Origin of the sequence: Candidatus Accumulibacter aalborgensis (assembly GCF_900089955.1) — a bacterium.
Lineage (GTDB): Bacteria > Pseudomonadota > Gammaproteobacteria > Burkholderiales > Rhodocyclaceae > Accumulibacter > Accumulibacter aalborgensis.
In genome coordinates this window covers 1-1,826 of sequence record NZ_FLQX01000066.1, presented here as the reverse complement: position 1 = coordinate 1,826, position 1,826 = coordinate 1, and the positions used below count along the sequence as shown (strand labels likewise).

Annotated in this window: 2 protein-coding genes; both read left to right on the top strand. The window is 58.1% G+C overall.

Annotated features, from left to right (window positions below):
• The coding region (locus ACCAA_RS04620) for a type I restriction enzyme subunit R domain-containing protein (RefSeq protein WP_425394453.1) at nucleotides 1–1,308 on the top strand (1,308 nt) is incomplete at its 5' end.
• A gap of 228 nt (nucleotides 1,309–1,536) precedes the next feature.
• A complete protein-coding gene (locus ACCAA_RS04615) occupies nucleotides 1,537–1,773 on the top strand; it encodes a type II toxin-antitoxin system TacA family antitoxin (protein WP_186406071.1) in 237 nt (78 codons plus the stop codon).
• Nucleotides 1,774–1,826 lie beyond the last annotated feature (53 nt).

The following is a 1,826-nucleotide window of genomic DNA, read 5'->3' as shown; positions in this document are numbered from 1 at the left end:
CAGATCGTCACCTTCGACCGGGAATCGTGCCTGCTCTACAAGACTGAACTGGACAAGCTGCTGCCGCCAGAGGCTTCCGCAGTCGTGATGACGGTCAATGCCAACGAACCGCAGTACAAGGCTTTCTCCCGTACCCGTGATGAGGAGGAGCGGCTGCTCGACCGTTTTCGTGACCCCAACGATCCACTGAAACTGCTGATCGTCACCGCCAAACTGCTCACCGGCTTCGATGCGCCGATCCTGCAGGTGATGTATCTCGACAAGCCGCTGCGCGACCACACACTGCTGCAGGCTATCTGCCGGGTCAATCGCACCTTCTCCGACCTGAAGACGCACGGCCTGATCGTCGACTACCTCGGCATTTTCGACGATGTCGCCAGTGCCCTCGACTTCGACGACAAGAGCATGGCCGCCGTGGTGTCGAACATCCAGGAACTGAAGGACCGGCTGCCGGAAGCGATGCAGAAGTGCCTGGCCTTCTTTGCCGGCGTGGATCGCAGCGTGGAAGGCTACGAGGGTCTGATCGCTGCCCAGCAGTGCCTGCCCAACAACACCGCGCGTGACAACTTCGGTGCCGAGTACAACGTTCTCGGCAAACTGTGGGAAGCGATTTCGCCTGATACCCTCCTCGGGCCATACGAGAAGGACTACAAGTGGCTGTCGCAGGTGTATCAGTCGGTGCAGCCTTCCAGCGGGCACGGGAAGCTGATCTGGCACTCCCTCGGCGCCAAGACCATCGAACTCATTCACCAGAACGTGCATGTCGATGCCGTGCGCGACGACCTCGATACCTTGATTCTCGACGCCGATCTGTTGGAAGCGGTGCTCTCCAACCCCGACCCGAAGAACGCCAAGGAAATCGAGATCAAGGTGGCCCGGCGGCTGCGCAAGCATCTCGGCAACCCGAAATTCAAGGCGCTATCGGAACGGCTGGATGCCCTGCGTGACCGCTTCGAGTCTGGCGTGCTGAACAGTGTCGAGTTCCTCAAACAACTGCTTCAGATCGCCAGGGAAGTGTTGCAGGCCGAGAAGGAAACCCCACCCGAGGAAGACGAGGATCGTGGCAAGGCGGCGCTCAGCGAACTGTTCCACGAGGTGAAGACTGCCAACACGCCGATCATCGTTGAACGGGTGGTGGCGGATATCGACGAGATCGTTCGCTTTGTCCGCTTCCCCGGCTGGCAGGACACGCTTTCCGGTGAACGGGAAATCAGGAAGGCACTGCGCAAGTCGCTGTTCAAGTACAAGCTGCACGCCGATGAGGAACTGTTCGAAAAGGCGTATAGCTACATTCGTCAGTACTACTGATGGGTAGGGAAGCAGTCGGAATTTCACCTTTAAGCGACGACGGCGAACTAGTCAAGACCTTGACGAGGCAAAGCTGGTATCTGACCCGCAGACTAACGGCTGTTGAAGATGCGCTTCGCTTTACCTTGGATGACATCACCCTTGCGACAAGGTAGCGCCTCAAATCAAGGAATGGCGCCATTTTGGCCACAGTGACGCTGGTACTTCACTTGAATGCAGGAGATGAAGATGGGAACGACCATTGCCAAGCAAGACCGCATCGGTGCTCGCGTCCCCCAAGAGGTCTACGAAACGCTTTGCCGTGCGGCAGAACTGACTGGTGCCACGGTCAATCAGTTTTTGGTGCAGTCGGCGCTGAAGGAGGCACAGGCTGTTATCGAGCGTGAAGAACGTATCCGCCTGTCCCCTCGCGACTGGAAGTGGCTACTCGAACTGATGGAGAACCCACCCAAGCCCAACGAATAAGGATAGATCGTGCGAAGCCACGATCTGATCCGTTTGTTGGACGAGCCCGGGCC